Origin of the sequence: Sorangium sp. So ce128 (assembly GCF_051525245.1) — a bacterium.
Lineage (GTDB): Bacteria > Myxococcota_A > Polyangia > Polyangiales > Polyangiaceae > Sorangium > Sorangium cellulosum_B.
Map to the genome: position 1 here is coordinate 6,964,033 of NZ_CP150313.1, position 26,907 is coordinate 6,990,939.

At 71.9% G+C, this 26,907-nt stretch carries 23 protein-coding genes; 7 read left to right on the forward strand and 16 right to left on the reverse strand.

Going from position 1 to position 26,907, the window contains the following annotated elements; genetic code table 11:
* The first annotated feature begins 407 nt into the window (after positions 1 to 407).
* Complete coding sequence (locus WME82_RS26430) at positions 408 to 1,013, forward strand: hypothetical protein (RefSeq protein ID WP_012237471.1); 606 nt, start codon at positions 408 to 410, stop codon at positions 1,011 to 1,013.
* Positions 1,014 to 1,308: 295 nt separating this feature from the next.
* Positions 1,309 to 2,055: a TenA family transcriptional regulator gene (locus WME82_RS26435; RefSeq protein WP_437739245.1), complete on the forward strand. Its 747-nt coding sequence runs from the start codon at positions 1,309 to 1,311 to the stop codon at positions 2,053 to 2,055.
* Positions 2,056 to 2,549: 494 nt separating this feature from the next.
* Here WME82_RS26435 and WME82_RS26440 read toward each other — a convergent pair whose 3' ends face one another.
* The 5 genes from WME82_RS26440 to WME82_RS26460 form a co-directional block, all read right to left on the reverse strand.
* On the reverse strand, positions 2,550 to 2,933 hold the full coding sequence (locus WME82_RS26440) for a response regulator transcription factor (RefSeq protein ID WP_438037558.1): 384 nt from the start codon (positions 2,931 to 2,933) through the stop codon (positions 2,550 to 2,552).
* A gap of 209 nt (positions 2,934 to 3,142) precedes the next feature.
* On the reverse strand, positions 3,143 to 4,753 hold the full coding sequence (gene aroB / locus WME82_RS26445; RefSeq protein WP_438037559.1) for a 3-dehydroquinate synthase: 1,611 nt from the start codon (positions 4,751 to 4,753) through the stop codon (positions 3,143 to 3,145).
* A 5-nt stretch (positions 4,754 to 4,758) separates the two neighbouring features.
* On the reverse strand, positions 4,759 to 5,943 hold the full coding sequence (gene aroC, locus WME82_RS26450) for a chorismate synthase (protein WP_438037560.1): 1,185 nt from the start codon (positions 5,941 to 5,943) through the stop codon (positions 4,759 to 4,761).
* 52 nt (positions 5,944 to 5,995) lie between these two features.
* Positions 5,996 to 6,925, reverse strand: a complete 930-nt coding sequence (gene murI / locus WME82_RS26455; RefSeq protein ID WP_437739249.1) for a glutamate racemase — start codon at positions 6,923 to 6,925, stop codon at positions 5,996 to 5,998.
* Positions 6,922 to 8,304: a homoserine dehydrogenase gene (locus WME82_RS26460; RefSeq protein ID WP_437739250.1), complete on the reverse strand. Its 1,383-nt coding sequence runs from the start codon at positions 8,302 to 8,304 to the stop codon at positions 6,922 to 6,924. The genes murI and WME82_RS26460 overlap by 4 nt, the downstream gene beginning before the upstream one ends.
* Before the next feature lie 86 nt (positions 8,305 to 8,390).
* Between WME82_RS26460 and WME82_RS26465 the strand changes: the two genes are divergently transcribed.
* The 3 genes from WME82_RS26465 to ribA all read left to right on the forward strand — a co-directional run bounded on the left by WME82_RS26465 (position 8,391) and on the right by ribA (position 13,350).
* Positions 8,391 to 10,316, forward strand: a complete 1,926-nt coding sequence (locus WME82_RS26465) for a type VI secretion system contractile sheath domain-containing protein (protein ID WP_438037561.1) — start codon at positions 8,391 to 8,393, stop codon at positions 10,314 to 10,316.
* A gap of 587 nt (positions 10,317 to 10,903) precedes the next feature.
* Positions 10,904 to 12,349 (forward strand): NAD(P)/FAD-dependent oxidoreductase, encoded by a 1,446-nt coding sequence (locus tag WME82_RS26470; RefSeq protein WP_438037562.1) that lies wholly within the window; start codon positions 10,904 to 10,906, stop codon positions 12,347 to 12,349.
* Between the two features lie 242 nt (positions 12,350 to 12,591).
* The gene (ribA, locus tag WME82_RS26475; protein WP_437739253.1) at positions 12,592 to 13,350 is read left to right on the forward strand and encodes a GTP cyclohydrolase II; all 759 of its coding nucleotides are present in this window, start codon (positions 12,592 to 12,594) and stop codon (positions 13,348 to 13,350) included.
* 107 nt (positions 13,351 to 13,457) lie between these two features.
* On the opposite strand, the gene WME82_RS26480 is transcribed toward ribA, so the two are convergent.
* From WME82_RS26480 to WME82_RS26490, 3 genes are all read right to left on the reverse strand, one after another.
* On the reverse strand, positions 13,458 to 13,967 hold the full coding sequence (locus WME82_RS26480) for a hypothetical protein (RefSeq protein ID WP_438037563.1): 510 nt from the start codon (positions 13,965 to 13,967) through the stop codon (positions 13,458 to 13,460).
* Between the two features lie 287 nt (positions 13,968 to 14,254).
* Positions 14,255 to 15,109 carry a phosphatase PAP2 family protein gene (locus WME82_RS26485; RefSeq protein ID WP_438037564.1) on the reverse strand — a complete coding sequence of 285 codons (855 nt, stop codon included), beginning with the start codon at positions 15,107 to 15,109 and terminating at the stop codon, positions 14,255 to 14,257.
* A gap of 52 nt (positions 15,110 to 15,161) precedes the next feature.
* Complete coding sequence (locus tag WME82_RS26490; protein WP_437849744.1) at positions 15,162 to 15,740, reverse strand: TetR/AcrR family transcriptional regulator; 579 nt, start codon at positions 15,738 to 15,740, stop codon at positions 15,162 to 15,164.
* A 362-nt stretch (positions 15,741 to 16,102) separates the two neighbouring features.
* Between WME82_RS26490 and WME82_RS26495 the strand changes: the two genes are divergently transcribed.
* A complete protein-coding gene (locus tag WME82_RS26495; protein ID WP_438037565.1) occupies positions 16,103 to 17,323 on the forward strand; it encodes an acyl-CoA dehydrogenase family protein in 1,221 nt (406 codons plus the stop codon).
* A gap of 11 nt (positions 17,324 to 17,334) precedes the next feature.
* On the opposite strand, the gene WME82_RS26500 is transcribed toward WME82_RS26495, so the two are convergent.
* The 4 genes from WME82_RS26500 to WME82_RS26515 all read right to left on the reverse strand — a co-directional run bounded on the left by WME82_RS26500 (position 17,335) and on the right by WME82_RS26515 (position 20,292).
* Complete coding sequence (locus WME82_RS26500) at positions 17,335 to 18,360, reverse strand: phosphotransferase enzyme family protein (RefSeq protein WP_438037566.1); 1,026 nt, start codon at positions 18,358 to 18,360, stop codon at positions 17,335 to 17,337.
* Positions 18,333 to 18,839 (reverse strand): hypothetical protein, encoded by a 507-nt coding sequence (locus tag WME82_RS26505; protein WP_438037567.1) that lies wholly within the window; start codon positions 18,837 to 18,839, stop codon positions 18,333 to 18,335. The genes WME82_RS26500 and WME82_RS26505 overlap by 28 nt, the downstream gene beginning before the upstream one ends.
* Before the next feature lie 83 nt (positions 18,840 to 18,922).
* Positions 18,923 to 19,600: a class I SAM-dependent methyltransferase gene (locus WME82_RS26510; RefSeq protein WP_438037568.1), complete on the reverse strand. Its 678-nt coding sequence runs from the start codon at positions 19,598 to 19,600 to the stop codon at positions 18,923 to 18,925.
* 209 nt (positions 19,601 to 19,809) lie between these two features.
* The gene (locus tag WME82_RS26515; RefSeq protein ID WP_437520520.1) at positions 19,810 to 20,292 is read right to left on the reverse strand and encodes a DUF1348 family protein; all 483 of its coding nucleotides are present in this window, start codon (positions 20,290 to 20,292) and stop codon (positions 19,810 to 19,812) included.
* 269 nt (positions 20,293 to 20,561) lie between these two features.
* Between WME82_RS26515 and WME82_RS26520 the strand changes: the two genes are divergently transcribed.
* Positions 20,562 to 20,954, forward strand: coding sequence for an MAPEG family protein (locus tag WME82_RS26520; RefSeq protein ID WP_438037569.1), 393 nt, complete (start codon positions 20,562 to 20,564; stop codon positions 20,952 to 20,954).
* A 39-nt stretch (positions 20,955 to 20,993) separates the two neighbouring features.
* On the opposite strand, the gene WME82_RS26525 is transcribed toward WME82_RS26520, so the two are convergent.
* The 4 genes from WME82_RS26525 to WME82_RS26540 all read right to left on the reverse strand — a co-directional run bounded on the left by WME82_RS26525 (position 20,994) and on the right by WME82_RS26540 (position 26,866).
* Positions 20,994 to 22,070, reverse strand: coding sequence for an MBL fold metallo-hydrolase (locus tag WME82_RS26525; RefSeq protein WP_438037570.1), 1,077 nt, complete (start codon positions 22,068 to 22,070; stop codon positions 20,994 to 20,996).
* Entirely contained in the window at positions 22,067 to 22,642 is a 576-nt protein-coding gene (locus WME82_RS26530) for a TetR/AcrR family transcriptional regulator (RefSeq protein ID WP_438037571.1), read from the reverse strand. The genes WME82_RS26525 and WME82_RS26530 overlap by 4 nt, the downstream gene beginning before the upstream one ends.
* Positions 22,643 to 22,880: 238 nt before the next feature.
* Positions 22,881 to 23,978: an FAD-dependent monooxygenase gene (locus WME82_RS26535; RefSeq protein WP_438037572.1), complete on the reverse strand. Its 1,098-nt coding sequence runs from the start codon at positions 23,976 to 23,978 to the stop codon at positions 22,881 to 22,883.
* A complete protein-coding gene (locus WME82_RS26540; protein ID WP_438044935.1) occupies positions 23,975 to 26,866 on the reverse strand; it encodes a LodA/GoxA family CTQ-dependent oxidase in 2,892 nt (963 codons plus the stop codon). Before WME82_RS26540 ends, WME82_RS26535 begins: the two co-directional genes overlap by 4 nt.
* Positions 26,867 to 26,907: the final 41 nt, after the last annotated feature.

A 26,907-nucleotide genomic window follows, 5' to 3' on the forward strand; every position in this document is an offset into this window, starting at 1 on the left:
CCGTGAGCGCCCGTCGCCGCTGCGAGCCCCCGTCGCCGCGACGAGCGCCCGTCGACGGCCACGACGACCGACGAGCGCGGCGCGAAATCACGTAATGCGCATCACACCATTGCGCGCGCAGACGTCTGCGGCGGTCGCGGGGGGTCTGGCGTCTCGGGTCGAAAGGAGAGCTGGACAACCGGCGTGATCTTGCGCAGGGCCACGTCGGCTCGTGTCGCACGGCTGCTCCCACGTAATCATCTCTTGCCATCGAGCCCGACTCACGCTCCCCTGCAAGGTACAACCACGACTCCTGGAGTTGCCCCGACGATGTGCTCCCGGGCAGGGTTTCCCGTCCGAGGGTACGTGCGCCGCGCCCTCGATCGGGCTCAGCTTCGCCGGGGCCTTCCCGCCGTAGGTTCGCCGCGATGAAGACGCACGAGACGAAGACCAAGACCTCGATCCCCGCCGGTAGATGCAAAGGAACGTTGCTGGTCAACCTCCGGTCGTTCGTCACGACGACCCGCGACGCCGGTGCATGGGAGCGCCTGGTGACGTCGCTGCCCAAGTCAGACCGGGACGTACTCTCTCAGCCGCTGCTCGCGAGCAGCTGGTATCCGATCGGCGTCTGGAACCGCGCCTTGCGAACGCACGCGCGGACTGCGAGCGACCAAACCGCTGAGCTCAAGCGGTTTGCCCGCTACGTCGCGGATCGCGACCTCAATACGGTGTTGAAGTTCGCGCTCTCGATCGCCATGCCCGACACGATCGTCGCCCGGACTGGAATGTTCTGGTCGCGCTACTTCGACTCCGGGAAGGTCTTCCCGCGCATGGTGAAGCCGCGGGAGTGGGTGCTGACCATCACAGGCCCGACCGGGGACGACGAGGGGCCTTCCGCGATGAACTGCGGAGAAGGCGTCTGCGGCTGGGTCGAGCAGGCGCTCCTCCTGTGCGGTGCATCCACCCCCAAGGTAACCCACCAGCGGTGCCGGTTCCGCGGCGCGACGGAGTGCCTCTCCGAGGTCGTATGGTGAGCGACCTGAGCGAGATCGGCCCTCTTGTCGTTGCGGCGGCGCCCTCGTTTGCCTATTGACTTGCTCCTTCACCTTGATCCAGACTGGATGCAGGCAGGACACATGTACACGAAGCCTCCCATGGTGAGGTCCTCGCGCTGCCCCTCTCGTCCTTCGTGCTCGGGGTCAGCATCGTGCCTGCTCTGCGGATTGTCTCCTGACGGCCGCTGACCGGTCGGCGTGCGGAGATTCGGTGGGGTAGAGACCGGCGGGCAGCCACGAGGCAGATTGACCCAGCAACCCTACAGGTAATTTCATGCTGTCACCTCGCTCGCAGCGGCATAAGGAAGTCAAGGACAGCCTTCAGGCGACGCCGCACCCGGTCTGGGTCGAGGACATGCTCGAATCTCTGGCCGACCAGTGGAAGGCCGCGGTCTACACGCCGCCGATCGCGCAGACGATGACGGAGCCGGTCGATCAGGAGATGTGGAAGGGGCTCCTCCGGGAGTTCTTCTGCGTGGTCGAGGCGTTCCCGAAGTACATGGGGCTCAGCCTCGCCAAGACGACCTATGGCCAGTCGCCGCGCGACTCCCTGGTGCGAGACTGGCTCATCGGCAACATCCGGGTCGAGGCGCTGCACGTGCGCTGGTACCTCGACTGGGCGGCGTGGCACGGGCACAGCACCTCGGACATCACGAGCCACCGCCCGAGCCCGGAGATCGCGTCGCTCTTCGAGTGGCTCTGGTCGGTGTCCTACCGCGGCTCCCTCGCGGAGGCGGTCGGCGCGGTGAACTATGCGATCGAGGGGGTCATCGGCGAGTGTTCTCGCGTTGTGCTGCCGAGCTTTACGAAGCTCTATGGCGAGGGGAGCAAGTCGCTGACGTGGCTCGCCGCGCATGCGAACTACGATGATGCCCACCCGCGCGAGGCGCTCGAGATCGTGAAGCTCGCGACCACCTCCGCCGAGGAGATCCGCCGGGTGCATTCGAGCATCTCCCGCTCGCTCGAGCTGTTCGAGAAAGCGTTCAGGGCCTGCAGCGTCCCGCACCGCGGCGGCAGCTGACGCGGGCACCTCCTGGCAGCGCCGCGCACGACCGGCGCCGAGCCCCAGCGGAGATACGAGATCTCCGAAGAAACCTCATAGAACACAAGGCGAGCGCCCCGCGGTGCCGGCGCGTGACGGCGGTAGAAATCGCCGGGATTCCTGCCCTGCGGCACCACGCAGCACGCGAGAGACGGACCGGCTCGAGGCGAGAAACCTCGGAGATGCCAAGATCGCCAGTCGGCCTTCTCCCCTTCTCCTAGCCTCTTCGCCGTTCGACTCATCGACCAGCGCCGCCCCCGCGAAGCGCCGGCCAGGCCCGCCCCCTGCTGCGGTTTCCCCCCGCCCCCTGCTGCGGTTTCCCCCCACCGCCCCGCTGTCCGCCGGGGCAGAGCGGCGGTCTCTCGCACAGGAGACGGGCCCAGATCGGCGTTTTCGGCGCGCAAGCGCACTCCTGTGCGCTGAGCACCGAAAACGCCGAGGTGGGCCCGTATCCGAAGCGAGTGACCGCCGCTCTAGCGGCCGTAGACGGCTTTGCGGACCTTCTTCTTGAGATCGTCGAGCACGAAGGGCTTCGTGATGTAATGGCGTGCGCCCGCCTGGATGCCGGCGATGACGTCCATCGGATCCGACTTGGCGGTCAGGAAGATGATCGGCACCCGGCGCGTCGGCTCGTGCTCGCGGAGCCGCTTCGTCATGCTCACGCCGTCGAGCTTCGGCATCATGATGTCCACGATCACCAGATCGGGCCGCGGCTCCTGCTGGGCCAGCGCGAGCCCATCGACCCCGTTTGTCGCGACCACGGTGTCGAACTCGTCGCCGAGGAACCGGGCGATCATCGCCGCCGTGTCCTGCTCGTCCTCCACCACCAGGATTCTCTTCTTCGTCACGGTCACCATCGGCGCCGAGAAAGATAGCGCGGAGCGGACGATGCGGGCGGTGTGCCGGGATTTTTTTCCGAAGAACGTTGGAAACACATCGATTTTATTCACCGACAGCGCAAGCGCCGTCTGCGCCGGAGGCGTTCAGCGAGGAGGGCGTGCGGCGCCGACGCACGGATTTCGCCCGGAGCAGGGCTGTCTCAGGCACACCGCTCGGCGTCCGAGGGTCAGGTCGCGCGGGCGGCCGCGCGCTCGAGGAGCGAGGCGAGGCGATCGAGCGGCATCGGCTCCACGAACGTGCTGCCGATGTCCCGCATCAGCACCGTCCGGACCGACGAGCCCCGGCGCTTCTTGTCGAGCGACAGGAAGCGCAGCGCGGCGGAGACCGGCTCGTCCTCGATCCGGGTGGGCAGACCGAGCCGCGCGAGCAAGCGGGTCGCCCGGTCGGCCGCCGCGCGATCGGTCACGCCCAGCGCGCAGCCGACGCGGAACATGGCGACCATGCCGAGCGCCACCGCCTCGCCGTGCGTCAGCCGGACGAACCCCCCCTCGGCCTCGAGGGCGTGCCCCAGCGTGTGGCCGAGGTTCAGGAGGGCGCGGTCGCCCGACTCGCGCTCGTCGCGGGCGACGATGGCCGCCTTCACGGCGATCGAGCGGCGGATGATCTCGGCGAGCAGGCCGGGGTCGCGCGCGAGGACGCGGTCGGCCTCGCGCTCGAGCAGCGTGAGCAGCTCCGGATCGCCGATGCAGGCCGACTTCACCACCTCCGCGAGCCCGCTCCGGTAGGCGCGGTCGGTCTCGGTGGCGAGCGCCGCCGGGCTCGCGACGACCGCGGACGGCTGGTGGAACGTTCCGACGGCGTTCTTCGCGGGGCCGAGGTCGACCCCCGTCTTGCCGCCTACCGAGGCGTCGACCATCGCGAGGAGCGTGGTCGGCGCCGCGACCCAGCGGACGCCCCGCAGCAGCGTGGACGCAGCGAACCCGCCGATGTCGGTCACCACACCCCCGCCCTGCGCGAGCACCACCGCCCCGCGATCGGCGCCCGCGTCGATCATCGCCGTCAGCGCCGCCTCGACGGCCGCGAGCCGCTTGTGCTCCTCGCCGGGCTTGAGCACCGTGACGGCCGCGGCCGGCGTCCCCTGCGCCGCGAGCGCGGCGAGCAGCGGCGCGCCCCAGAGGCGGCTCACGTTCTCGTCCGTGACGACGAAGACGGACGTCGGCGCCAGCGCAGCGATGGCGTCCGCCGTGGACGCCGCCCCGTCGGAGGCGATGCGCACCGCGTAGCTCTTGTCGCCGAGCGGCACGAAGAGCGGGCGATCCGCGTAGGCGCGGAGGACCCGCGCCGCGACGTCCGCGGGGGAGACGCCGTCGGTCACGACGCGCGCGTGGGCCTCGGCATAGACGGGGGCGCGCGCGGCCAGGAGCTCTCGGATGCGCGCCTCGCGATCCGGCGCGCCATCGAGGAGCGGGCGGTTGCCGTTCGGCGTGCGCGCGGCGATCGTGCGCGGGGTGGCGGTGAGCGCGACGACGCAGCCGCGCTCGAGCGCCTCGGCGCGCAGCGCGGGATCGACCAGGGCGCCGCCGCCGAGGGCGATGATGCGCGGGCCGCGCGCCGCGAGGAGCCGGCGCAGGGTCGCCGCCTCCAGCGCGCGGAAGCCAGCCTCGCCGCGCTTGGCGAAGAGCGACGGGACGCTCTCGCCGGCCTCCTGCACGATGGCGTCGTCGAGATCGAGGAACGGGAGCCCGGTGCGCGCGGCGGCGATGCGGCCCACGGTGGACTTGCCTGCCCCCATGAAGCCGGTGAGCAGGAGCGGAGGTGCGTCGGGAAGGAATTCCATGGCCTTCAGTAAGAGCGGACTTGCTGGAGGTAGCCGTCGACGTTGCGCGAGAGCTCCGTGAGGCTGTCGCCGCCGAATTTCTCGAGCAGGGCGGCGGCGAGCGTGATCGCCACCATCGCCTCGCCGACGACCGAGGCGGCCGCGACGGCGCAGACGTCGCTGCGCTCGAAGGCGGCGTCGAACTGCTCCTTGGTGCGCACGTCGACCGACGGGAGCGCGCGCTTGAGCGTCGCGATCGGCTTCATGGCGGCGCGGCAGATGAGCGGCATGCCGTTCGTGATGCCGCCCTCGAGGCCGCCGGCGCGGTTCGACGGGCGGGTGAACGCGTGCGCCCCCTGATCGTAGGCGATGGGGTCGTGCACCTCGGAGCCCGAGATGCGCGCGGCCTCGAAGCCGATGCCGATCTCGACGCCCTTGATCGCCTGGACGCTCATCAGCGCCTGCGCGAGCCGTCCGTCGAGCTTGCGGTCCCACTGCACGTGGCTCCCGAGCCCGGGCGGCAGGCCCGTGGCGATCACCTCGAAGACGCCGCCGAGCGTGTCGCCCCGGTGCGCGGCCTCGCGGATGGCGTCGCGCATCGCCTGCGCGGCAGCGGCGTCGACGCACGCGAGATCCGAGGCGCGGGCGCGCTCCCGGAGCTCGGCGAGCGGGAGCTCACCCCCGCCCGAGGCGGCGGAGGTCGGCGACGCCACCGGGCCGATCGACAGGACGTGGGCGAAGACCTCGACGCCGACAGACCGGAGGAGCTTGCGGCAAACGCCGCCCACCGCGACCCGCGCCGCGGTCTCGCGCGCGCTCGCCCGCTCGAGCACGTCGCGCAGGTCCCGCCGGGCGTACTTCAGGCCGCCGGCCAGATCCGCGTGGCCAGGGCGCGGGCGGGTCAGCGCCTCGGGCGGCTCGGGGAACGGCTCGGGGCCCATCCGCCCTGCCCAGCTCGCGTGATCGCGGTTCTCGATCACCATGGCGATGGGGCCGCCGAGCGTCTCGCCGCCGCGCACGCCGGCGACGAGGCGGACGCGATCGGTCTCGATCTTCATCCGCCCGCCGCGCCCGTAGCCGCGCTGGCGACGCGCCAGATCCTCGTCGATGTCCTCCGCGAGGAGCGGCATGCCCGCCGGAATACCCTCGACGGTCGCCACGAGCTCCGGCCCGTGCGACTCGCCGGCCGAAAGCCACCTGAGCTGCGTCATCGTGTGGAAAACCTCCTCCGCGCCCGGAGCCCCGGGCGAAGCTTGCTGCGTATTACAGGTCGATCTGCTCCACGTCGACGCCTTGGGCGGAAAATGGGGAAGAATGGCCAGCGGCGTCTCCGCCAACCTGGGTCGGAGAGCGGACAGCGGAGCCAGCCTGGGTCGGGGAGCGCACGGCGCCGTCCGCGACGACCGGCTCCCCGAGGAACCTGGCCGCCACGGTGGCGAAGCTCTTCGGTAGATCCGTGACGAGGAGCGAGAGGCCGCCCGGCGTGCTCCGGGAGGTCGCGAGCCCCCGCTCGGCGAGGAACGAGGCCACCTCCTCCGCGGTCGCCGACGCGCTGTCCACGATCGGGAGGGGGCCGCCGGCGAGCGACGCCGTCTCGGCCTCGATCGCGGCGCGGAGGAGCGGGAAGTGCGTGCACCCGAGCACGATCGAGCGGGCGCCCGCGCCGATGAGCGGCTCCAGGTACCGCCGCGCGACGAGCCGCGGGACCTCGCCCTCGATCCATCCCTCCTCCGCCAGCGAGACGAGCAGCGGAGCCGCCTGGCCGGCGACCTCGGTGCGGGTGCTGAGCGACGCCACGGCGCGGGGATAGGCGCCGGACGCGATGGTCCCGGCCGTCCCGAGCACGCCGATCGTCGCGCCGCGCGACGCCGCGACGGCAGCGCGGGCGCCGGGCAGGATGACCCCGAGGACGGGCAGGTCGAGCTCGACCCGGAGCATGTCGATCGCGACGGCGCTCACCGTGTTGCACGCGACCACGATCGCCTTGACGCCGCGGCCGATGAGCACGCGCGCGCAGCCGAGCGCGTAGCGGACCACCGTCTCCGGCGACCGCGTGCCGTACGGGACCCGCGCCGTGTCGCCCAGGTAGACGATGTCCTCCGCCGGGCAGCGCCTGCGCAGCGCGCGCACGACCGTGAGGCCGCCGAGGCCCGAGTCGAACACGCCGAGCGGCGCGTCGCTGTGGGAGGTCACGGCTCCTCGATGCGGAACAGGTGCACCGGCTCGCGGAGGAACTGCTCGCGCGCGATCGCGTCGAGCGCGCTCCGCACGAGCCCCTCCCGCGCGTCATGCGTGATGAGCACGACGTCCACCGCGGGCTGACGAGCGGCCGCCCCGCCCGCGGGCGCCGCGCCCGAGCCCGAGTTCGTCGGCCCCTGCTGCACGATCTGCTCGATGCTGACGCCCGCGTCGCCGAGCGCGCCGGCGAGGCGCCCCATGACGCCGGGCCGGTCCTCGACCGCGAAGCGCAGGTAGTACCGGGAGACGATCTCGCCGAGCGGGCGGACCGCGCGGGGCTTGATCGACATGCCGCGGCCCTGCATGCCCGCGACGCCCGACGCGATCGAGCGCGCGACGTCGAGGATGTCGGAGACGACGCTGACCGCGGTCGGCAGGTCGCCGGCGCCGCGGCCGTAGACCAGCGACGGGCCGACGGCGCGCCCCTCGAGCAGCACGGCGTTGAGCACGCCGGAGACGTTGGCGAGCACGCTCTGCTTCGGGATCAGCGTGGGGTGCACGCGCAGCTCGATGGAATCGCCGAGGTCGCGGCCGATCGCCAGGTGCTTGATGGTGTAGCCGAACCGATCGGCGTAGCGGTGATCGGCCTCCTCGATGCTCCGGATCCCGGAGGTGTGCACGTCGGCGCTGTCGACCTGCGCCCCGAAGGCGAGCATCGCCAGGACGATCAGCTTGTGCGCGGCGTCGTGGCCGTCGACGTCGAGCGACGGGTCGGCCTCGGCGTAGCCGAGCGCCTGCGCCTCGCGCAGCGCGGCGTCGAACGACGCGCCCGTGTCGCGCATGCGCGTGAGGATGTAGTTGCAGGTGCCGTTCAGGATCGCGGTGACGCGCTCGACCCAGTCGCTCGCGAACGCGTCCCGGAGCGTCCGGATGATCGGGATGCCGCCGCCGACCGCCCCCTCGAACGCGAGGTCGACCTGGCGCGCCGAGGCCCGCGCGAGGAGCGCGGGGCCGTGGGCGGCGAGCAGCAGCTTGTTCGCGGTGACCACGCCCTTGCCGCGGTCGATGGCGCGCTCGATCAGCGCGCGCGCGGGCGTCTCGCCGCCCATCACCTCGACGACGACGTCGATCGAGGGGTCGTCGACGACCTCCTCGGGGTTCGTGGTGAGCACGCCGCGATCCAGGGCGGCGACGCGCTCCTTCTCGAGGTCGCGCACGACCACGCGCTTCACGACGAGGGGGACGCCCGCGCGCTCCGCCAGATAACCGGAGTTCTCGGCCAGGAGGCGCAGGACGCCGCCGCCGACCGTCCCGCAGCCGAGGAGCCCGATCTGGATCGGGGCGCCCCCGCGGAGGCGCCTGCGATCGCTGGCGGCGTGAGGTTCAGGGTTCAAGTTCAAGGGCGGACCGCCTTCCGTCTTCATGCGCGCGGAGCTTAGCGCTTCTCGCGCCGATAGGTGACGCCTATGCTGCGCTGGCCATGACGGAAAAGGGCGTTCTGGGCGACGAGTTCAGGTTCCACGTGGGCGAGGACGGGGGCGCCGTGGAGCGGGGGCCGCTGCTCCCGCTGCGCGTGCTCGTCGTCGCCGATCTCACCCCGCGCGATCCGCACAACGCCGGCGCGAGCCCGCCCGCGGGCGCGATCCGCGTCGACGCGAGCCGCTTCGATAACCTCTTCACGATGCTCCGGCCACGGCTCGCGATCGAGGTGCCGAGCGTGCTCGCGGCGGGCCGGGCGGTGCGCGTCGACCTCGCGCCCGCCGGGCTGAAGAGCTTCCGGCCCGACGCGCTGTGCGCCGAGGTGCCGCTGCTGCGCTCGTTGCTCGACGGCCGCCGGGTCCTGGATCGGCTGCGCGACGGCTCGGCCACGCTCGACCAAGCGCGCGCCGAGCTCGATCGGCTCTGGGGCGGCTCCCCGCTGGTGCGCGACATCCTGGGCCTCCTCCCGGAGCGCCGGGACGCCTCGCCCGACCGCTCCGCGCCCGCCGCGGAGCGGCCCGCGGCGCCGGCGCCCGCGCCCGGCTCGGACGTGGACGCGCTGCTCTCGATGGTCGACCTCGGCGGGGGCGAGGGCGCCGAGGCGGCGCCCCCACCCGCGACGCCGGGCAGCCTCGATCAGAAGCCGGCGGAGGCAGGGCGGTTCTCGGAGCTCATCGCGACCGTGGCGGCGAGCGCCCGCCCGCGCGCGGGCCAGCCCGCTCGGCCAGCGGAGGCGCTCGCGCAGATCGAGCGCGCGATCGGCGCGCAGCTCGGCGCGATCCTGCAGCACCCCGAGGTGCGGCGCCTCGAGGAGGCGTGGCGCGGGCTGAGCCTGCTCGTGGAGCGCGCGAAGGCGGCGGAGGGCGTCCGGTTCGACGTCGTCAGCGCGCGCCCGGACGAGGCGGCCGGGGCGCTCGCGCGGGTGCTCGCGCAGACGGCGAGCTCCGAGCCGCCGGCGTCGGTCGCCATCGTGGACGTCGCGATCGACGGCAGCGCCGCGTCGCTCGCGCGGCTCGAGGAGATCGCGCGCGTCGCCGAGGCGCACGCGCTCCCCGCCGTCGTGAACGGCGACGCGCGCCTGCTCGGGGTCGACGATCTCGGCGGCGTCGAGCGGCTCGACAACAAGGCCGCGCTGTTCCGGGCGCCACACCGAGCGCCGTGGCGCTCCGCTGCAGCGCGGCATGGCGCGCGGTGGGTCGCGATCGCGATGAACCGCGTGCTCGGCCGGATGCCATACGACCGGACGACCTCCCGGATCCGGGAAGCGGCGATCGCCGAGCAGCCCGGCGATGAGGGCGGCCGCGTCTGGATCTCGCCGGCGTACGTCGTCGGCGCGCTGATCGCGGGGAGCTTCCGCGAGACGGCGTGGCCCTGCCGCGTCACGGGCGCGAAGGGCGGCGGCACGCTCGGGGACCTGCCGGTGCACGAGGTCAAGGGCGCGTACGAGGGCGACGAGGGCGTCGCGATCCCGACCGAGGCGTTCGTGTCCACGGACACCCAGCGCGAGCTCTCGAAGAGCGGCGTGCTCCTGCTCGCGTCGGCCCCGAACAGCGACGCGGTGTACGTCCTCGCCGCGCCGACGGCCTACGTCCCGCCGGAGAAGCTCACGTACGACAGCCCGACGGCCGAGCCGGACGAGCGCCTCGAGCGCGTCTCGCTCGTCGATCAGCTCTTCGTCGCGCGCGTCGTCCAGTTCCTGCGCGCGCTCTGCTCGAAGCTGCCCCCGGACAGCGATCCGGCGGAGGTCCAGCCGGTCGTCGAGGGTGCCCTCTGGGCGCTGTTCGAGAACGCGCCGCCCGCCAGCATCGAGCTCACCGTCAAGGCGGGCCGCGGCGAGGGCGGCGCGCAGATCGCGGTCACGGTGCGCCCGCGCCGCTTCCTGGGCGTCGGGCTCGACGAGGTGTCGCTGGAGATGCCGCTCGGCTGAGCCCACGGCCCCGGATTGACGCCGCCCGGCGCGCGGGGGAGGATCACCGGCATGCGGCTCCGCGTCGCGATCCTCCTCGCTGTCCTGAGCACCCTCGTGACCACGTGCCAGCGGCCTGCGGCGCCGCAAGCGCCGACGTCCGACTGCGGCTGCCGCAAGAAGTAGCCCGGCGCCCATCGCGGGACGACGGGTCACGTCGCGCGGTTCCGGACGCGCGGCATTGCCATGCACGTCGAGCGTCTCTCACGAAGACGCGAGGACCGGATCGTGAGCGGTGCTCTTTCTCACACCCGCGGCGGAGCGGCCACCCGCCAGCGGGCGGCGGCGCCTCGATACGGCCTCTCCGCGCCTGTCGCGCCGGAGGTCCATCTTTGATGGCGACGAAGAGCGCAGGAGTGATGGTCGCTTTCATCTCGACGGAGCGCGTGGAGTTGCGTAGTTGCGCAGCTGCTCAGTCGGGCCTCGGCGGGTCGCGCGCGATGTGCGCAGCGCGCGCAACGCAGGTTGAGCGCCTCATCACGAAGCGAGCATTGCGCCGGCCTTGCAGTCCTCAGGGGCGGCCCGAGGATTGCAATCCAGGCGGCTCCATGAAGCCTTGCACCCAGGAGGACATCCGCTCCAATCGCCCGTTCGCCGGCCGCAGGGCGGTGGTGATCGGTGGGAGCATCGCGGGCCTGGTCGCAGCCCGCGTGCTCGCCGACCATTTCGGCGAGGTGGCCGTCGTCGAGCGTGACGCCATCCCGGATGACCTCCGCGAGGCCCGCAAGGGGGTGCCCCAGGCTCGCCAGCTCCACGGGCTGCTCGCCCAGGGAGAGCGGATCCTGAACGACCTGTTCCCCGGCTTCACCGGGGATTTGCTCCAGGACGGAGCCATCGCGTACGACTTCGGGCTCGGCCTGGCGTGGCACCACCACGGCGCCTGGAAGCCGCGCTTCGAGACGGGGGTGCGGACCGTGTGCATGACCCGTCCGCTGCTCGAGGCGCACGTGCGCCGCCGCGCGTTCGCGCTGCCCAGGGTGCGGCGCCTGGACCAGCGCGAGGTGGTGGAGCTCTCGGCGTCTCGCGATCGCTCCCGGATCACGGGCGTCGTGCTCCGGCAACGCGACGAAGGCGGCCGGATCGAGCGGCTGCCGGCGGAGCTCGTGGTGGACGCCAGCGGGCGCGGCTCGCGCGCGCCGGCGTGGCTCGAGGCGCTCGGCTACCGGCGGCCCGACGAGTCGACCATCCAGGTCCGGGTGGGGTACGCCAGCCGGCAGTACCGGCCACGGGATCCGGCGCAGCTCCCGTGGAAGTCGCTGTACGTCCTCGGCTCGCCGTCCGACAGCCGGCGCTTCGGCTGCATCGCGCCGATCGAGGGCGGGCGCTGGATCGTGGTGCTGGCGGGCCTGTTCGGCGATCACCCGCCCGCCGATCCCGAGGGCTTCCTGGAGTTCGCCCGGGGCCTGCCCAACGACGCGCTCTACCGGGCGCTGCTCGGGGCCGAGCCGGTGACGGACGTCGCCGTCTCCAAGTTCCCGGCGCACCTCCGGCGGCACTACGAGCGCATGGCGCGGATGCCCGAGGGGCTCGCCGTGCTGGGCGACGCGCTCGCCAGCTTCAACCCCGTTTACGGCCAGGGGATGACGTCGGCCTGCCTCCAGGCGCTGGCGCTCGACGCCGCGCTCAAGGAGCACCGCCGCCGCGCGGGGCGCGGCGCGATCGCGGGCCTCACCCGCCGCTACCACGCGGCCGCGGCGAGGGCGGTCGACCTGCCGTGGCGGATGTCCACGGGGGAAGACCTCGCCTACCCCGAGACCAGGGGCCGGCGGCCGTTCCTCCAGCCGATCATGCGCTGGTACACCGGGATGCTGCACCGGGCCGCGCAGGTCGATCGCGAGGTCTACGTGCGCTTCGTGCGCGCGTTGCACATGCTCGACGGGCCGGAGGCGCTCCTGGATCCTCGCTTGATCCTGCGCGTGCTTCGCGCGGGGCGGTCAGGGTCACTTCCGGAGGTGGCCGCGGCCGGCGCGGCCCACCGAGGGAAGCCCGAATGACGCATGAATAGCTGAGCCCGCCGCCTCGCTCCGGTCGCGTGATGATGGCGACGGCTCCGCGCCGCGCGAGGCCCGTGTCGGCGGGACAAACGCGCCGTGGTGCCGTGTCGACAGGCATCCTCCGGCGGGGGGCCGCCCCGCGCGGCTGCAGAGCGTTGCCTGGCCGTCGTGTTCTGGTAAGACGTGCGCGCCTTTACCCACGACGGATCGGCTCGCGAGGCGGCTCCTCGCGGAGGCAGGACATGACCGACTCGATGAATGCGCTCCTGGAGCTCGTCGCCCGCGATCGAGAGCACGACTGCGATGGGGTTGGCCACGTGAACGTCTGCGTGCGGGTGGTCGGCGTCGCAGAGCTGCCGACGCGCGCCGGCCACTTCCGCATCGTGGCGTTCTGGAACAACCGAGACGCCAAGGAGCACATCGCGATGGTGCACGGCGACGTCATCGGCGCCTCGAACGTACCGACGCGGCTGCACTCCGAGTGCGTGACAGGCGACGTCATGGGCTCGCTGCGCTGCGACTGCCGCGATCAGCTCCTCGAAGGGTTGAAGAAGATCCAGAGCATGGATCGGGGCATCCTGCTCTATCTGCGCCAGGAGGGCCGAGGGATCGGGCTCATCAACAAGATCCGGGCCTACGCGCTGCAGGACCAGGGGCTCGACACGGTCGAGGCCAACCTGGCGCTCGGTTTCAGGGACGATGAGCGCGACTATGCCGTCGCGGCGCACATGCTGCGCAGCCTGAACGTGAGATCGATCGAGCTCATCACGAACAACCCCAACAAGGTCCAGCAGCTGACGCAATACGGAGTCTCCGTGGCCGGGCGCATCCCGCACGTGATACCGCCGAACGATCACAACCGCTTCTACCTGGAGACCAAGGCGAAGCGGTCGGGGCATTTCATCGACACGTGGGGCAAGCCGCACCTGGTCGAGCAGAGCGATCCGGTCGTGGTCGACGGGATGGCCCCCCCGGAATCCGAGCCGGCGCCCGCGGGCTGAGTCCCTGCGGGCGCGGGGGCCCAGGCTCAGCCGCCGTTGCGGCCGCGAGCCTCCATCGATGCCCGTCCGGCGCTACGGCGGCGCCGCGCGGCGGTGTCGAGATCGTCTCATGGCGCGGCGCCGGTCAGGCGGCGAACCCGGTCCGCGTGGGGGCTCGCCGGGAAATGCGAGAGGAAATCCCCGGCGCGGGCGCGCGCCTGGTCGGCGCGCCCGCTGCGCAGCAGCGCGTCGATCGCGACGATCTCCCGCTCGGCCGCGAGGCGCCCCTCCGGGAACTCGGCCCGGTGCTCGTCGAGCAGGGCGAGCGGCGCCTCCGGCGATCGCGCGAGCACCGCCCTGATCTCCGCGAGCCGCCCGGCCTCCCGGAGCAGCTCGTCGCGCTCCAGCAGCGCGGCCGCCGTCGCGGCGGGCCGAAGCGTGGGCTCGCCCTGAACGGCGCTCCCCTGGGGCAGCTCCCGGCCCACGCCGGGCGCGGACCGAGGCGGCAGCTCGGCGCCGAGCGCCGGCACGGGCGCCCCGAGCGCTTGATCGCTGCAACCTGCGAGGAGGGCGAGGAGCGGGGCGGCGAGGCCTCCCGCGATCCACCGGGTGTGTGACGAATGGTGAACGACATGCATGTCGTCGACTCCTTCATGGGGCCGAGCTGGCGGAACCCCGCCGAGACGGGCCCGCGAAAACGCGCGTGCCCATCGCGGGACCGCAGCTCGCCGTCGCCATGGCCGCCAGCGCGGCACGGCGTATTCGACGTAATGAGCTAGCGCTCCAGCAACGACGGCCCGAGCACCAGCATTCCTAGCTGACAGGCGTATTGTAAAAATGAACTATCGCTTTGTCAACACTGCTTACTTACGCCGTCCGAAAGCAGCGCTGCCGCTTGCCGATGGCCGAAATCGCCCTACTCGGCTCAGAAGGCGCCGGCGACGCCCACGCCCGCGCCCACCGGCGCGAGCGAGAGGCGAAAACGCCGGGTGCCAGAGCTGGCAACGCCCGGGCGCGGGGCATGAAACAGAGCCGGGATCAGCACGCCGGAGGCGGCGCCGAATACGGCGCCCGTGAGCACATCGGTGAAATAATGGCGATCGCCGGCGATGCGCAGGTAGCCGGAGAGCGCGGCGATCGCCATTCCGTTCGCCCATACCCACGGCGCAGCGCGATAGCCGCGCATCGACGCCACGGTGCCGCTCGCGGCGGCGAGCGAGAAGACGGCCGTGGAATGGCCGGAGAAGAACGAGAGATCGTCGTCGTGCGGGAGCGGACCCGATGTGCCCTCGCCGCGGAGCACATCCGGGTTGTCATGATGGGCATAGGGCCGCTGGCGGCCGACGATGTACTTGGTGATCTGGTTCATGTTCATCGCCACCACCATCGCTTCGGTGACGATCACGAGATCGGCGGCGATGTTGTCGGAGCGGCCGTCGTACCACGCGGCGAGCGCCGTGAGGCCCAGCGCTGCAGCGGGCGCGACGCCGAGGACCGTCACGTTGCTGAGATCATGAGCGGTGTTCGGGTTGCCTCCCCAGACCAGCGCGTCGCGGATCGACGTGTCGAGGGCGTTGGTCGTGCACCAGCGGCACGATTCGGGGGCGAGGCCCTTCTTCGCGAGCTCGGACGCGATCCATGCGGCGCCGCCGACGACGGTGATGGGCAGATCGATCTCGGGCCGGTACGTGAGCTCGGGGGACGGGTCGGCGGCAGCGGCCGGCGAGGACGAGACGGCGACGAGGAAGGCGGACAGCGCGAGCGCGGCGGTAGCACGCATGAGGGGCGCAAGCGTAGCCGGGGCGGAGGGGCACGGGAATCCGTCGCGGGCGTCAGGCGCGCGACGGCCCCGGCGTGGCGAGGAGCAGCCCGTCGAGCAGGCGCGCGTGGGCGTCGTCGACCAGGTTCCGGAGCGCCGTCGGCCCGGCCTTGGAAAGGGCTCCCGACGCAGCGAGGGTCGCGAGGCCGTGGTGCATCGCCCAGATCGGGACCGCGAGCGCCCACGGATCGCCGGGCGGGAACGCGCCGGCGCGCTGCGCCTCCTCGATGAACCCGAGGAGCACCCCCAGGTTCTGCGAGGTGGCCGCCGCGACCCGCGGGTCGTCCACGTCCACCTCGCCGGAGTACATCACGTGGAAGGGCGCGGGGTGCTCCAGCGCGAAGGCGACGTAGGCGAAGCCGGCGGCCAGGAACCGCGCCCGAAGGTCGCCCCCGGCGCCCTCGAGGGCGGCCGAGATCCGCGCGCCGAGCGCCGCGCTCGCCTGGACCGAGAGCTCGGTCATCAAGGCGCGCTTGTCCGCGAAGTGGCGGTAAGGCGCGGCGTGCGAGACGCCGATGCGCCGCGCGACCTCGCGCAGCGTGAAGCTCGCGTTCCCTTGCTCCTCGATCAGCGAGAGCGCCTCCTCCAGCACGGCGCGCCGGAGGTCGCCGTGGTGGTAGGGCCGGTCGACGGGGCGCGGCGCAGGCGCGGGTGAAGGACGCGACGCGGGCGCGGGTGAAGGGCGCGACGCGGTTGCGGGTGAGGTGCGCGCGCTCGGACGGCGGCGCCTTGCAGGGGAAGCCACAGCGCAGGCGCACGATACCACGAAGGCCGCGGTCCCACCGAGCCGCGGGGCCCGGGATCGCGGATGCAGGGCCGCGAGCTCAGGAGCTGCAGGCAACCGCGAAGAAAATGTAGGCAGTGGAAACTTTCTCTATGTTGTCAGTGTCATCATCGGGCGCGCGGGCGGCCGGTGGCCGGCGCGCTGCACCTGATCCAGGAAAGGAGCCCCGTATGTCCGAGCCCCGTCGATCCCCCGAGCGCGAACGCCTCCTTGCCGCCGTGGAGCGCGTCCGCGGCGTCGCCACCGCCCACGCCGAGGCGTCCGAGCGGCTGCGCACGCTCGCGCCCGCGGTCGTCGACGCCCTGCAATCGAGCGGCCTGCTCGCGATGGCCGCGCCGCGCGCGCTCGGCGGCGTCGAGAGCGACCCGCTGACGCAGGTCGAGGTCTTCGAGGCGATGGCGCGCGCGGACGCGTCGGCGGGGTGGTCGCTGATGATCAGCGCGCTGCTCGCCGCGCTCGCCGGGGGCACCCTGCCGGACGAGGGGGCCCGCCAGGTGTTCGCAGGGCCGTTCCCGACGTTCGCGGGGCTCCAGATTCCGACCGGCCTCGCGCGGCGCGTCTCCGGGGGGTACGCGCTCGAGGGCCGCTGGGCCTTCGGCAGCGGCGTGCGGCACGCGTCGTGGGTGTTCACCTGCGCCATCGTGGCCCCGGAGGGCGGGGCCCCTCCGGCGGGGCCGCCCGAGATGATCAGCCTCGCTGTCCCGCGCGAGCAGGTGGTGATCGAGGACACGTGGGACGTGGCCGGCCTGCGCGGCACGGGGAGCGACCACTACCGGATCGAGGGCGCGCTCGTGCCCGAGGCGCGGACGTGCCCCTTCCCCGCGGCGCCTCGGCGGCGCGGCGGCGCGCTGGTCTCGCTGCCGTTGCTTGCCCTGCTCGCGGCCGGTCACGTCGGCTTTGCGCTCGGCGTCGGGCAGCGCGCGCTCGACGAGATCGCCGCGGTCGCCCCGCGCCGCGTGAAGGCGTGGCCGCAGCTCGCGCTGGGCAGCCACGCGGCCTTCCACATGGACCTCGGGCGCGCGGAGGCGAAGCTCGCGGCGGCGCGGGCCTATGCGTTCGACGTGCTCGGGCGGATGTGGGACCAGGCGCGCGCTGGAGAGGCGCTCTCGATCGAGGACTGGGCGGCGATCCGGCTCGTCCAGACGTATGTGACCGACGTCGCCGCGGAGGTCACGGGCTTCGCCTATCGGGCCGGCGGCGGGGGCGCGCTCTACGCGGCGAGCCCGCTGCAGCGGTGCTTCCGGGACATCCACGCGGCGACGCAGCACATCGCCGCGACCGACGACGCCTACGAGTTCGCGGGGCGCGCGCGGCTGGGGATCGCCGAGCTGCACCCGATGCTCGCGCCGCGACCGCCCTCGGGCGGCGGGTTAGCTCGACAGGGCGGCTGAGCGACGCGCTCTCAGCCAGCCTCCGGCCACGCCGGCTGATCGCCGAGGATGCGCGGCTTGTGGCGCTCCAGATAAGCGCGACACCAGGCGTCCGGCGCCTCGCGCCGGCTGACCCGGCGGATCGCCGTGTAGAGCACGAGCTCGCGCAGCTTCATGAACCGATCCATCTCCGCCAGCCACCGCGCGGAGAGCGCGTTCTCCCGGGCGTAGCCGTCCAGGAACCTGTCGCGGAACATCCGGAGGAGCTCGGGCGGCCGCCCGGGGCCGAGCGGGTCGATCGCGACATAGAAGAGGACGATCCCGAGATCGCTCGCGAACCACTCGTAGGCGCAGTCGTCGAAATCGATCAGCGTCAGCGCGCCGCCGTCCTTGAGCACGTTCCCGAAGTGGGCGTCGGTGTGCACAAGGCCGAAGGCGTCGCGGTCCGTCGGCAAGGCCCGGAGCTCCGCGATGAGCCGCTCCAGCCGACCGCCGATCGGGTCGCGCTCGTCCTCCGGCAAGAGCTCCCGCGCGCCGGTGAAGTCGCCGTCCTCATGCCACGCATGACGCCGCCTCGCCGACGGCGGAACATACACCTTGGTCGCGGCGTGCAGTCGCCCCAGGAGCCGCCCCCACGCGGTCGCCACGTCCGGCGTCAGATCGTCGGCAGAGAGCCGAGCGCCTGGCGCCTTCGCGTACGCGCGCACGCAGACGGCCTGGCCGGGCCCGCCGAGCAACGCCGCGTAGCTGCCGTCAGCGGCCCGGATCGCCGGGGCGGCGCGGACGCCATTGGCTGTCAGGTACTCCAGCCATTCACACTCCGCCTCGACGGCGTCCAGGGACCTGCGCCCGGGATCCCCGAGCTTCAGGACGAAGGTACCGTCGCCCCGCCGTGCTTCGAAGACGTGGCTCTCGAAGCCGCCGATGTGCCGGCAGGTCGCCGGATCGAGCCCGTAGAGCGCAAGAGCGCGATCGAGGAGGGCGGGATCTACGGGAGTCGTATCGTCCGCTCCAGAGGGCAGCCCTGCGGTCAGGGCTGGCTGCCTTCCGGCGGGCACGCGACCCTCTGGGGCGGCGGTGGGTTGCACATGACGACCACGGGAGGGCCGCCGTCGCGAGAGGGCTGAGGCGGCGGGCAGGTGTTCGGGAGAAACTGCCTGCACGTGCCGTCCGGACCCCGGACCACCCTTCCCCCCTGCGCGGGCTGCGGAAGCGGTCGCTCCTCGCCCTGCGCCGCCGTCGCCCCTGCGCCATGGGATGCACCGGACGCGGCCGGCGCCGACGTCGTTCCGGCGTCCCGCGACGTCTCCGGTGCCGCCGCGTCCTGCGTCTCGGTCGTCCCGGCGTCGCTGGACGTGGCCGCATCCCCCACGCCAGACGAATACGTCAGCGGGGAATCCAGGCGCGGCGGGTTGGCGATCAGCTCCGGCGGATCGGGCGGCGGCTGGGCTGTGCCACAAGCCGTCGCGCCGCCGGCCACCGTGATGACGAACGAGGACGCGAGCACGCGGCGGCGCCGGCGTGACGGGAGCTTCATGGCGACCATCCTAGACCGATGGCCCAATCCACGTCACCCGAACGGCGATCGCTGCGGCGCGCTCCGCGCGCGATCGAGCTCGCTCATGCCGCAGGCGGATGGCGTGCCGTGCGCCTGAGCTGCACGGACAGGAGCCGCGGCGGGTCGCTCCTGGCGGCCTCCGCGTCGCGCCACTCGCCCAGGTGAACGAGCTCGAACCCGGCCCCCAGGCCACCGTTCACGTACTGTGACACGTCATGCAGGAACGCGGTCACACGCTCCGGCTGGCCGGTCTCCGGGTTGACGAAATTGGCCTGCCCCCCGCGCATCTGTCGCACGGGGTGCAGCTCGCACAGGAAGAGCTCTCCTCCCGCGCGCAAGACGCGGGCAGCCTCGGCGAAGACCTCGTCGATGTGCTCGATGTGCTCCAGCACGAGCATGGCAATCACGACGTCCGACGAGCCCTCCGCAAGAGGCCAGGAATCGCGGATGTCGTGCTGTACGAACCGGACGCGGGGAGAAGACACGCGGGCCCTCGCGCGACGCAACATCCCCTCGGAGAAATCCAGCGCGAGGACGCTCCTCGCGTGCTCGTCGAGCCACTGCGTGTTGCGCCCGGTGCCGCAGCCGATCTCGAGCACGTCCCGGCCAGCCAGCGCCAGGCCGCGCTGCCGGACGACCTCGGCCGCCAGCTCGCGGGTCCGGTTGAAATCGTCATCGTACGTCGCGGCCCAGCGATCGTAGGCCGTGGCGATCTCGGGCTTGTCTGGAGAGCTGGACATGAGCTCGCTCGGCATCCTGTGTCGTTCACCCGCCCAAGGACACGCCGTCGACCAGGATCGCGAAGGCCTCCCGGTCTGCCGAACGCCCTCGACGCTGGGGAGTCTATCGGGGGGACGGCGGCCGTGTCAACAGCACATCACCGGAGCATTCCAGTGGCGAGACCCACCGCAGAGGCAGTCTCGGACCGGCGCAGCGACAGCCGCTGCAACTACAAGCTGAGCTCGCTCAGCCCCGGATGCTCGTCGGGTCGCCGCCCGAGCGGCCAGTGGAACTTCCGCTCCTCCGCCGCGATCCGCACGTCATTGATGCTCGCCTCGCGCCGCCGCATCAGCCCCTGCGCATCGAACTCCCACTGCTCGTTGCCATGGGACCGGTACCAGTTGCCGCTGTCGTCGTGCCATTCATAAGCGAAGCGCACCGCGATCCGGTCCCCGGTGAACGCCCAGACCTCCTTGATCAGGCGGTAGTCCAGCTCCCGCTGCCATTTGCGGTGCAGAAACGCCTCGATCGCCGCGCGCCCCTGGAAGAACTCCGCCCGGTTCCGCCAGCGGCTATCGACCGTGTAGGCCTGAGCCACGCGCGCGGGATCCCGACTGTTCCAGGCGTCCTCCGCCAGCCGCGCTTTCCGGGCGGCGGTCTCTGCAGTGAAGGGCGGCAGCGGCGGGCGCGACACGACAGGATCTTCGCTCAAGGTGCACCTGAACGAACCTTCCTCGAATCTCCCATCCCCGGCAACCCCTTTTCACGCGAAGCTCCCCAGGGCCGTACCGCGGACCGGCCGCTCCCGTCCCGCCATCGGCGCGCGTCCGTCGCTCGAGCGCGCCGCCCCGCGGGACCCCCCTGCCCGCTCCGGTGCAGGCGCCGTGGGAGCGGCCACGACGCTTGGCGCTCGCGCCGGCGGCGAGAGCTCGTTAGAGTCGCTCCACGCTCCGAGGAGCCTGTGCGCTCGAGAGGGATCCGATGACCATTCCGTTGACGTGCGTCTTCATCTCACTTCTCTTGATCTACGTGGCCCGCCTGTTCGTCGCCAGGGCGCAGTCACAGCAGCCCGAGGGCCTGGACAACCGCAACCCGCGCGACCAGCAGGCCAAGCTCACCGGCGTCGGGCGCCGCGCCCTCGCCGCCCACCAGAACGCCTTCGAGGGGTTTGCGCCCTTCGCCGCCGCCGTCTTCACGGCCCACCTCGCGGGCGCCGACGCTCGCTGGAGCGCCACCCTCGCCGTCACCCACGTCGCCGCGCGCGTTCTCTATCTGGTCATGTACATCGGCGACAAGGCCTCTGCCCGGACCGCTGTCTGGATCATCGGCTTCGCCGCCACCGTGGGCCTCTTCCTCCTGAAGTGGCTGGTCTGAACGCCGCAGCGCCGGCGCGGCGGGGGCGCCGTGGCAGGCTCAGCGCGGCAGGGGCATCCACGCGCCGTCCGTCGGGACGTGGACCTGCGCGGGCAGGTTCTTCGAGGCGGCGCGCTGGGTGAACGCCGTCACGGGCTCGCGGTAATGGGCGAACGTGGTGTGGTGGATGGGGATCACGTGGCGGGCGCGGAGCAGCGCGGCGGCGGCGACCGCCTCCTCCGCGTCCATCGTGCGGAGGCCGCGCGCGCCGTCGACGCCGACCGCGCCGAGGTGCGGGAGCCAGAGATCGATGGGCGCGAAGCGGGCCGCCACCGCGCGCATCGGCTCGGTGAAGACCGAATCGCCGGTCCAGTAGATCGAATAGGGCGCCGCGCCCTCCCAGCGGAGCACATAGCCGTTGCCCTTGCCGAGCGTCGCGTCGAGCGCCGCATCGTGGGAGTGGTTCGCCGGGACGGCGAGGATCCTCAGGCGGCCGGCGCGGGTCGGGAGCACGGCCTCGTTGTCCCAATCGAGCGGCGTCAGCTTCGTGAATCCGGCGGCGCGCGCCGCGCCGACCGCGTCGGGAGGGAGGACGAAGGTGACGTCCTTCGGGAGCGTCTCCCTCGCGACGGCGTCGAAATGGTCAGCATGGTTGTGGCTGAGGAGGATGACGTCGAGGTGCCCGAGCGGCTCCGCCGGAGGATCGGTATAGCGGGCGACCGGCGCGTTCTCGACGCCGGTCGACGGGTGTTTGGGGAGCACGAACGCCGCTGGGCCGCGCGGGCCAAGGACGGGATCGGTGAGCAGCCGGAGGCCGTCGCGCTCGAGGATCGCCGTCGGGCCGCCGCGCCACTGGAGGCGCCCGCTCGAGGCCTCGGCCGCGGCGGCTTCGCCGGCCGGCGGCGCGATCGCGGCGGCCGCGCCGGCCGGCGGCGCGCTGGCTCCGCCGCGGTCCGGCGAAGCACAGGCCGTCAGGGAGAGCGCGAGCAGCGCGGCGACCACCGAGCCCACGGGCGCCCGCGGCCTGCGCGGGCGACCCATCGAGGGCGCGCCTGCGCCGGGCTCGGCCCCGGCGGGCTGCGGGAGCTGCTCGGCACGTCCATTCCACCTGCTCGGGACACCCGTGATGCGGTTCATCGTCGTCGCCTTCCTGGCCGCGCTGTTGCAATGAGGTTCTCGGCGAGGGACCGCGCGCGCGCGGCGGCGCCCGGCCCCCCTTCGCGGACGGCGGTCACGATCGCGCCGTCGATCAGCAGCAGGATCTGCGGCGCCAGCGCGCTGGCCGAAGGCACGCCGGCCTCGCGCAAGAGCCGCTCGAAATAGTCGATGAGCCGCTGCTTGTGGCGCTGCGCGGCTTCGTGCGCTGGGTGGCTCCGGCTCGCGACCTCGACCATCGTGTTGAGGAACGCGCAGCCGCGAAAGTCGTCCGCGGCGAACAGCTCGGCGAGCGCGTCGAAGACCGCGAGCGGCCGGTCCCGCGGATCGTCCGCGACCGCCTCGACTCGCCCGGCCAGCCACTCGCGAAAGCGCGCGTCGCGCGCGTCCAGCACCGCCACGAGCAGTTCGTCCTTCGTCGGGAAGTGGCGGTAGAAGGTGGCCTTGGCGACGTCCGCCTCGGCGATCAAACGATCGACGCCGACGGCGCGATACCCCTCGGCGTAGAAGAGGCGCTCCGCGACCTCGAGGATGTGGCTACGCGCGTCCCGCACGACCCTGCTTTAGACAGACAGGTCTGTCTTGTCAAGGGCCGCCGGCGCGCGGTCCGCCGAGAAGGCCGCGGCAAGGTCGTCGTCCGGGTGCTCGCCGGGAACTTCACCACCGGCTTCGAGGCCGCGCTGCGCGGCCTGGAGCGCGTCGTCGCGCGCCAGCAGACTCCTCCCGAGCGCCGCCGGAAGGCATTACAATGCCCGCGATCCGCGCAATCCAGCCGATCATTGCCTGCCCGGCTCAAGCCGTCACACGGCCATGCTCGCGCCAGAACGGCGCCTCGGGCCAGCGCTGCTCGTCGGCATAGTGCGCGATCAGGCGCTGGCGATAGAGCCGGCGCATTTCCAGGAGACGCGCAGCGTAGGCCCGCAGCGGCCCGAGCTCCCCGCGCATCGCCGCGGGGATCGCGCGCGCCACTTCCGTGCCGCCGTGCAGCGCCGCGAGGATGCCCTGCGCGGCGGCCGGATCGAAGCTGAGCGCCGCATCGCCGCAAGCCACCCAGCCGGGTCCGTAGACCGGCTCTAGCCAAGCGCCGCAGGCGTCATGGCCGCTCAGCGGCGCGTCGAACACCGCGCCGGGGAAAGCAGCCGCCACATGGCGCGTATCGGCCAGCGCTGCGCGCCATTCCTCGGGCCGCGCCAGCAGCCGCGCCGCCTCGTGGGGCCGGGAATGCAGCATGAAGACCGGCGCACCATCGGGCAGCAGCGCCGCGTACCACCAGCCCTGCGGCACCGTCTCCACGAGCGTGCGGTTCAGGCGATAGGCCGGATCCGGACGGGCGCGGCCGACCACCGCGACGAGCGCCTCGTCGCGCCGCCTCGTCGCGCCGAGCCGGCGCGCGAGCGACGCGGCTCGCCCGCTGGCGTCGACCAGGAAGGACACGCGCCATTCGGCGCCGCCTCGGCTCCAGAGCCGCCAGCGCGTATCGTCCCGCGCTACCCGCGCCAGATTCAGCGGCAATGCCCGAGCGCCGGCAGCCAGCGCGGCGGACACCAGCTCGGCTTCGAAGGCGGCACGATCGAGGCGCCAACCAGGTCCATCTGGCTCGCTCAAAAAATCGCGGTAAATCGGCTCAGGCCAACCCCAGACCGAGATGTTGCCGCCGACATGCGTGTGCCGGCCGCTGTCGCCGGGCAGCGGCAGACCGCATGCGCGCAGCAGACGCACCGCCGCGCCGGGCAGGGCCTCGCCGGGCTTGGCCGGGGCGGCGCCGTCAACAAGCCTCGAGTCGCAGAGCAGCACCGACAGGCCGGCGCGGGCGAGCAGACAGGCCGCCACCGCGCCGGCCGGGCCGGCGCCGGCCACCGCTACGTCGCAGGAGGCGGCCGATCCGCTCATCGGCGGAAGCGGATCCGGACGGCGGCGAAGGCGTTCATATGTTCCTCGTCCTCCCAGCCCGCCCGCTGTGCCGGGCTGGGCGGCCCCACTGGCATCCCCTCGGCCTTCTCGCGCAGCACGTGCGCGCGTTGTTGGGAGATGCTCTCCACATAGATCACCTGTGGGAAATCCGGATCGTCGGGGATGCCCGGCCGCGCCTCCACAACGCCCATGTCTGCGAAATGCGCCACCATCTGCATCATCGCCGCCACCGGATCGCGCGCCGTGCCGCGGGTCCAGAAGGCGCGGTAGTTGAAAGCGGCGAGGCGCTCCTCGCGGCTCCTCGTGGTGTCCACCACGACCTTGTATTCCTCCTCGGTCAGCACCTGATTCGGTACCCGGGCCGGCCAGAAGGAGGGGATGTAGGGGTCGAAGCCCGGCGGATACCCCGAGCGGCAGAAGGTGGTGTCGCCCTGCCAGGGAAGCGCCATCCAGCGACTGATGGTGCCGGCAGTCTGGTCGTAGAGCGGACCGCCCGGAGCCATCGCGCTCTCCGGCGTCAGCTCGCTGCCGAAATCAAGCGGCACCGTCCCCTCGGGCGCCAGGCGGAACCGGAAAGGCGCCTCGTACATGCTGGTATGGCGCAGCGGCCAGGTCATCTCGCAGCCCGGATGAAACGCATCGGCGAGGCAGAAGTGCAGCGCCGCCTTGTCGAGCATCGCCGGCTGCTCGGCCAGCGGCACGTCATCGATGCTCTGCGGCGGCACCGCGCCGCGGTGCCAGTCGGCGATGAAGTCCCCGTCCACCCAGCGCTGCAGGTGCACCTGCTGCACCCAGGGTAGATCCAGCAAATTGCGCGGCGAATTCTCGGTGGAGGAGCCGAAGGCGTCACCGTACAGATAGGGCCACATGCGCGGCTGGTAGTCCGACGTCTCGTGGGGCCGGAACGAGTTCATGATGACACGCCGCAGCTCGCTCCAGGTGTCGTTCGGACCGCCGGCGTCCGCCTCCGAAGGCGCCTGCGCGAGCTTGTCGACGAAAGCGAGATCTTCGAAATCCATCGGCCCCCCCTTGCCGAACATCGCGGCGAAGCCCTTGTTCACCCATTGCAGGCTCGACAGCCGCCGCAGGAATGGCAAGATGTCTCTGGCGAACGACGTGGTCTGCGGCATCGACATCCAGCCGCAGGCGATGTAGCAATCCACGAGCATGTCGTGCATGGTTCGCCAGCCGACCACGTTGGTGCCGTAGTTCGGCGGCGCACAGACCACCCAGGCATGCTGCACCGGCACGGCGCGGCCGTTGATCGACACCGTGGCGGTCACCGGACCGTCGGAGATGTCGTCGTACCATTGATCGGCGTTGTTGAAGCTCTTCTTGTCGGCCGGCACGTAGACCGGTGCGTTGGTGGGCGAGCCGGACTTGCCATGCCCGCCCAGCACGAGGAGGCGTCCGCTGTCGTCGGTGCGGATCTCGCCCAGCGGCACGTTCACGCCCATGAACTGGCCGGTATCGAAGCTGTGCTCGCCGCCGCCCGACACGGATTTGCCGCTGATGCTCCGCGGCCCAGGATCGATCGCCAGCGCGGCGCGGTCTCCCCCTTTCACCTTCGGGTTACGCAGGGGCACGCTGGTGCCGGCGGCGTCCGGGATATCGAGCGCCATGTCGAATTGGTACCATTGCGCCTTGCGGTTGGCCAGACGCACGGTCCACTCGATAGTTGCGTTGTCAGCCGTGAGCTCCCTCACGACCTCACCAGCGGCGTTGTAGCCGTAGATGCGGAACTGCGCCGCCTCGCGCTTCAGCGCGCCGGCGGCGTCGCGGTGAAAGCCTGGGGCGAAGGGGGAAGGCTCGGTCACCTGGGGACCGATATAGTACTCGCTCAGGCTGTCGCCGACGCGGCAGATGCCGATCGCGGGGTGGATCGCGGCGCGCACGATCACGCTGTCCTTGGCCGGCGGCCAGTCGCCGCTCGGCTTGGGTCGGTCCGGCTCGCCGGTGGGCACGCCGTTGGCGTCGCGCCGCACCTGCGCGGAAGCCGCATAGACGTCGCGCCGCGCCTCGGCGATGGACCCCTGCGGGCGGTGCTCCTCCGTGACGCGCCAGATGTTCCACGACAGGTTCTCGCCATACTCCGGTTGGCTTCGCACCGTGATGTCCTGCTGCTCCAGGATCAGATCGGCGAGGTGCACCGGCGGGCTGGCCTCCTCGGTCCAGGGGATCATTGCGTCGTCGAGCGGTTGGGTGTCTGGATTCGTGCGGAGCTGGGCGCAGAATTTGAACGTCACCGGCCCGGCCTTCAGCCGCGCCTCGAGATCGGCGGCCAGATACGTGGGATCGGCCGGCGGGGTCTCGGGCGCGGGCACCTCGATGGTGGGCTCCAGCTTGTACTTCACATAGTCGTTCGGGCCGAAGGAGAAAGGCAGGCCGCTCCAGTACGACGTGCCGAGCACGCTGCCCACCGGCTTGGCCATCTCATCGAGGATCTTCTTCGTCTCGGGATGGTCCTTGAGATAGCTGTCGTAATCGTGGTTCACCACGCCGGCGCGTGTGAACTCGCACATGTCCTTGGCGGTCGCGACGAAGAACACGCTCATGTTCTGCATGATGAAGTCGAACGTGGTGTCCTCCGGCTCGCCGAATATCTTCGCGCCCGGCACACCGAACAGCTTGATGGCGATGCCCAGCGTGGTCTTGTAATCGTTGCCGGTGGGCAGCGTGTCGGAGGAGAAGCGCAGCCACGCCTTGTATTCGCGACCGGCGAACAGGCCAACACGGTATGTCTCGGGCAGATCCTGCTTGATACGGAAGGTGGCGTGCACCACGCCATGCGGCTTCAAAAAGACCGGCCGCAGAGCCGGGCATTGTCCGGCCTTGATACGGCCCGTCTGTACCATGTCGACGAACATTTGTACGAGCGAGCCGACCGGATCGGCGGCGCAATCGATGG

Excerpts from the sequence above, each read along its gene's own strand:
- WME82_RS26465 (WP_438037561.1), top strand. The coding sequence starts at position 8,391 with ATGACGGAAAAGGGCGTTCTGGGCGACGAGTTCAGGTTCCACGTGGGC.
- WME82_RS26535 (WP_438037572.1), bottom strand. The coding sequence starts at position 23,978 with ATGAGCGGATCGGCCGCCTCCTGCGACGTAGCGGTGGCCGGCGCCGGC.
- WME82_RS26430 (WP_012237471.1), top strand. The coding sequence starts at position 408 with ATGAAGACGCACGAGACGAAGACCAAGACCTCGATCCCCGCCGGTAGA.
- WME82_RS26435 (WP_437739245.1), top strand. The coding sequence starts at position 1,309 with ATGCTGTCACCTCGCTCGCAGCGGCATAAGGAAGTCAAGGACAGCCTT.
- ribA (WP_437739253.1), top strand. The coding sequence starts at position 12,592 with ATGACCGACTCGATGAATGCGCTCCTGGAGCTCGTCGCCCGCGATCGA.
- aroB (WP_438037559.1), bottom strand. The coding sequence starts at position 4,753 with ATGGAATTCCTTCCCGACGCACCTCCGCTCCTGCTCACCGGCTTCATG.
- WME82_RS26520 (WP_438037569.1), top strand. The coding sequence starts at position 20,562 with ATGACCATTCCGTTGACGTGCGTCTTCATCTCACTTCTCTTGATCTAC.
- WME82_RS26495 (WP_438037565.1), top strand. The coding sequence starts at position 16,103 with ATGTCCGAGCCCCGTCGATCCCCCGAGCGCGAACGCCTCCTTGCCGCC.
- aroC (WP_438037560.1), bottom strand. The coding sequence starts at position 5,943 with ATGACGCAGCTCAGGTGGCTTTCGGCCGGCGAGTCGCACGGGCCGGAG.
- WME82_RS26480 (WP_438037563.1), bottom strand. The coding sequence starts at position 13,967 with ATGCATGTCGTTCACCATTCGTCACACACCCGGTGGATCGCGGGAGGC.
- WME82_RS26510 (WP_438037568.1), bottom strand. The coding sequence starts at position 19,600 with ATGTCCAGCTCTCCAGACAAGCCCGAGATCGCCACGGCCTACGATCGC.
- WME82_RS26540 (WP_438044935.1), bottom strand. The coding sequence starts at position 26,866 with ATGTTCGTCGACATGGTACAGACGGGCCGTATCAAGGCCGGACAATGC.
- WME82_RS26470 (WP_438037562.1), top strand. The coding sequence starts at position 10,904 with ATGAAGCCTTGCACCCAGGAGGACATCCGCTCCAATCGCCCGTTCGCC.
- WME82_RS26505 (WP_438037567.1), bottom strand. The coding sequence starts at position 18,839 with ATGAAGCTCCCGTCACGCCGGCGCCGCCGCGTGCTCGCGTCCTCGTTC.
- WME82_RS26440 (WP_438037558.1), bottom strand. The coding sequence starts at position 2,933 with ATGGTGACCGTGACGAAGAAGAGAATCCTGGTGGTGGAGGACGAGCAG.
- WME82_RS26485 (WP_438037564.1), bottom strand. The coding sequence starts at position 15,109 with ATGCGTGCTACCGCCGCGCTCGCGCTGTCCGCCTTCCTCGTCGCCGTC.
- WME82_RS26525 (WP_438037570.1), bottom strand. The coding sequence starts at position 22,070 with ATGAACCGCATCACGGGTGTCCCGAGCAGGTGGAATGGACGTGCCGAG.